The sequence below is a fragment of the Actinosynnema sp. NPDC023658 genome, assembly GCF_040639995.1.
In the GTDB taxonomy this organism is placed as follows: domain Bacteria; phylum Actinomycetota; class Actinomycetes; order Mycobacteriales; family Pseudonocardiaceae; genus Actinosynnema.
In genome coordinates, this window is the sequence record NZ_JBFAAX010000635.1 from 1 (window position 1) to 3,322 (window position 3,322).

The following is a 3,322-nucleotide window of genomic DNA, read 5'->3' on the forward strand; positions in this document are numbered from 1 at the left end:
CCCGGTGCACCCGACCCCCGTCGTCCGGTCAGGACGCGCGCGCCGCCACGGCCGCTGCGACGTCCTGCTGGACCAGGTCGATGTTGATCGCGAAACCGGCCGCGGACCCCATCCCGGCCGCGGTGACGACCTGCGCCCGCGGGTCGACCACGTTGCCCACCGCGTAGACGCCCGGCACGCTGGTGCGGCCGGCCTTGTCGACGCTCACCCAGCCGTCCTCGCCGACGGTGCACCCCAGCTTGGTCAGCAGCGCGTCGCGCGGCACCATGCGCGGCACCACGAACACCCCGGTCCGCTCCACGAGGTTGCCGTCGGCCAGCTCGACCCCGCGCACGGCGTCGTCCTGCACCACCACTTCCCCGATCGCGCCGTCCACGACCTCGACGCCGCGGGCTTCGAGGGTGGCGCGGTCCTCGGCGCTCAGGTCGAGGGTGTGGGCGAACAGCGTGATGTCGGCCGACCACTGGCGCAGCAGCTGCGCGTGGAAGACCGCGCCGGGACTGGTGCCGAGCACGCCGAGCGCCTGGTCGCGGAACTCGTAGCCGTGGCAGTAGGGGCAGTGCACGACGTCGCGACCCCAGCGGTCGCGCACGCCCGGGACGTCGGGCAGCTCGTCGCGCAGGCCCGTGGCCACGACCACGCTCCGGGCCCGCAGCACGCGGCCGTCGTCCAGCGCCGCGGTGAAACCACCGCCGTCGTCCGCGACCAGGTCGTCCACCACCGCGCCGATCATGGTGGCGCCGTAGCCGACGACCTCCTCGCGCCCGACCTCCAGGAACGCCGTCGGGGGCATCCCGTCCCGGGACAGGAAGCCGTGCATGTGCTCGGCCGGCGCGTTGCGCGGCTGCCCGTTGTCGACCACCGCGACCCTCCGCCGGGCCCGCGCGAGCAGCAGCGCCGCGTTGAGCCCGCCCGCGCCCGCGCCGATGACCACGACGTCGTAGTCGTCGTCCGTGGCCAGATCCGTTGTCATCCGTGGACCACCTCCGCCGCCATGGTGGGTCGGCCCGCACGACCCGGGCAACGTCCGTTGCCATTTCCGGGACGCGCTGGTGTCATGGCGCCATGGCACCGTTCGACGACATCCCCTCCGCCCTGGCCGCCGTCGGTCCCCGGCTGAACCGGCTGCGGACCCAGCGCGGGATGAGCCTGTCCCAGCTCTCCACCCTGACCGGCATCTCCAAGAGCACGCTCTCCCGGTTGGAAGTCGGTCAGCGCCGGCCGAGCCTGGAGTTATTGCTGCCGATCGTCCGCGTCTACGGCATACCGCTGGACGAGCTGATCGGCGGACCGGAGGTGGCCGACCCGCGGATCCGGCCGACGCCGCGGCGCGTGGACGGCAGCGTGGTGCTCGCGCTCACCCGCGCCCAGGGGCCGTTGCACACCTTCAAGACGATCATCCCCGCCGAGCGCAGCACCCCGGAACTGTGCACCCACCACGGTTACGAGTGGCTCTACGTCCTCTCCGGTCGGTTGCGGCTGGTCCTGGGGGACCGGGACCTGGTGCTGGAGGCGGGCGAGGCCGCCGAGTTCGACACGACCGTGCCGCACTGGTTCGGCGCCACCGGCGCGGGTCCGGTCGAGGTGCTGAACATTCTCGGCACCCAGGGCGAGCGCATACACATGCGCGTGAAACCCGACGTGGAAATTGCCGGCGAGAGTACGTGAGACGACGTCGGTGCATTTTGTGCGCATTGTCGGATCGACCGCCCGGTGGCACCATCTGGAGTGCCGCACGGAATGCAGGTGATCCTGCCGGCCGTCATTCGGTGAATTTCCCGTGCGGTTTCCTCAGACTGGATGGGAAGCTGCATGAACGCTACTGGTCTGTCCAAGAAGAACTTCGACGTGATCATCGTCGGGAACGGGGTGCTCGGGCTCTCGCTCGGCCTCGTGCTGACCCGGCGCGGACAGGACGTCGCCGTGCTCGGGGAGCCGCACCGCCCGTTCGCCGGCACGACCGCGTCCGGCGCGATGCTCGGCACCTTCGGCGAGGTCACGACCACCCTGGTGGGCAGCGACGCGGGCCGGACGAAGCTGGAGCTCGCCATCAAGGCGGGCCGGCTGTGGTCGGAGTGGCTCGACGGCCTCGGTGACGGCGCGGCCGACGAGGTCGTCACCGCGGACGGGACCACCGTCATCCTCAACGCCATCGGCATGGCCGAGATCGACGACACCAACTTCCGCGCCATCCGGGAGGAGCTGGTCCGCTACGAGGCGCCGTTCGAGGACGTCGACCCGCTGGACCTTGAGTGGGTGGAGGCCGAGCCGATCTCGCGGCCGCTGCGGGCGCTGCACATCCCCGGCGAGCACGCGGTGAACTCGGCCGCGCTGCTGGTGCGGCTCCAGGCCGCCTTCACCGCCGAGGGCGGCACGCTGGTCGACGCGGAGGCCGAGCGGGTCGACCACACCGGTGACCGCGTGACCGGGGTGACGCTGACCGGCGGCGTCCGGCTGTCCGCCGGGCAGGTGACCCTCGCCGCGGGCTCCCGCACCCAGCCGCTGCTCAACCAGCTGCCCGTCGGCGGGCAGATCCCGCCGCTGGTGAGCGGGTACGGCGTGTCGGTGCTGATGAAGACGTTCGACGGCACGGCGCCGCGCGGCGTCATCCGGACGCCCAACCGGTCGTTCGCCTGCGGCCTGCACCTCGTGCCGCGCGGCGAGGGCCAGGTCTACATCGGCGCGACGAACGTGATCTCCACCCAGCCGCGGGACCTCGCGGACATGCGCGACATGGTGTTCCTCATGCAGTGCGCGCACCGCCAGATCCGGATGAACCTGTGGGCGAGCCCGGTGCAGAAGGTCCAGGTCGGCAACCGGCCGGTGTCGGTGGACGGCTTCCCGCTGCTCGGACCGGGCGGGATGGCCGGGCTCTGGATCATGACGGGTACCTACCGCGACGGCCTGCACATGTCGCCGCTGGTGGCGCGGGAGATGGCCGCCCGCATCCTGGGCGAGCCCGGCGCGGAGGACTTCGAGCTGTTCAACCCGGTGCGCAAGCCGATCCAGGCGTTGAGCCGCGAGCAGGTCGTGACCAACACGTTCATCGAGCAGTTCGCGATCGGCCCGGAGCAGGACTGGACGCTGCCGGCGGACTGGCACTACTGGATCGGCATGGACCTGCGGCCCGCGATCGAGCGCTGGGTCGAGGAGATCGACCCGGAGATCACGCCGCCCGCCGAGCTGGTCTTCAGCTCCCGCTTCGACCCGGACCTGCTCAAGCTCCTGCGGGAGTACTACGCGCGCACCCGCCAGCTCTGGTGATCGTGGTCCGACGCCGTTGACCGGACCCGTCGCACCACCACGCACGCGCCGTCCCCGC

At 71.7% G+C, this 3,322-nt stretch carries 3 protein-coding genes; 2 read left to right on the top strand and 1 reads right to left on the bottom strand.

Going from position 1 to position 3,322, the window contains the following annotated elements:
• Positions 1-28: 28 nt before the first annotated feature.
• Positions 29-973 carry an NAD(P)/FAD-dependent oxidoreductase gene (locus tag AB0G02_RS32435; protein ID WP_360801804.1) on the bottom strand — a complete coding sequence of 315 codons (945 nt, stop codon included), beginning with the start codon at positions 971-973 and terminating at the stop codon, positions 29-31.
• Between the two features lie 92 nt (positions 974-1,065).
• Here AB0G02_RS32435 and AB0G02_RS32440 point away from each other — a divergent pair, with 92 nt between their 5' ends.
• Both AB0G02_RS32440 and AB0G02_RS32445 read left to right on the top strand, forming a co-directional pair.
• Positions 1,066-1,668 carry an XRE family transcriptional regulator gene (locus AB0G02_RS32440; RefSeq protein ID WP_360801807.1) on the top strand — a complete coding sequence of 201 codons (603 nt, stop codon included), beginning with the start codon at positions 1,066-1,068 and terminating at the stop codon, positions 1,666-1,668.
• 144 nt (positions 1,669-1,812) lie between these two features.
• Positions 1,813-3,264 carry an FAD-dependent oxidoreductase gene (locus tag AB0G02_RS32445; protein WP_360801810.1) on the top strand — a complete coding sequence of 484 codons (1,452 nt, stop codon included), beginning with the start codon at positions 1,813-1,815 and terminating at the stop codon, positions 3,262-3,264.
• Positions 3,265-3,322: the final 58 nt, after the last annotated feature.

Bases quoted from the DNA above. Each gene is read 5' to 3' on its own strand.
- AB0G02_RS32440 (WP_360801807.1), top strand. From the start codon at position 1,066: ATGGCACCGTTCGACGACATCCCCTCCGCCCTGGCCGCCGTCGGTCCC.
- AB0G02_RS32445 (WP_360801810.1), top strand. From the start codon at position 1,813: ATGAACGCTACTGGTCTGTCCAAGAAGAACTTCGACGTGATCATCGTC.
- AB0G02_RS32435 (WP_360801804.1), bottom strand. From the start codon at position 973: ATGACAACGGATCTGGCCACGGACGACGACTACGACGTCGTGGTCATC.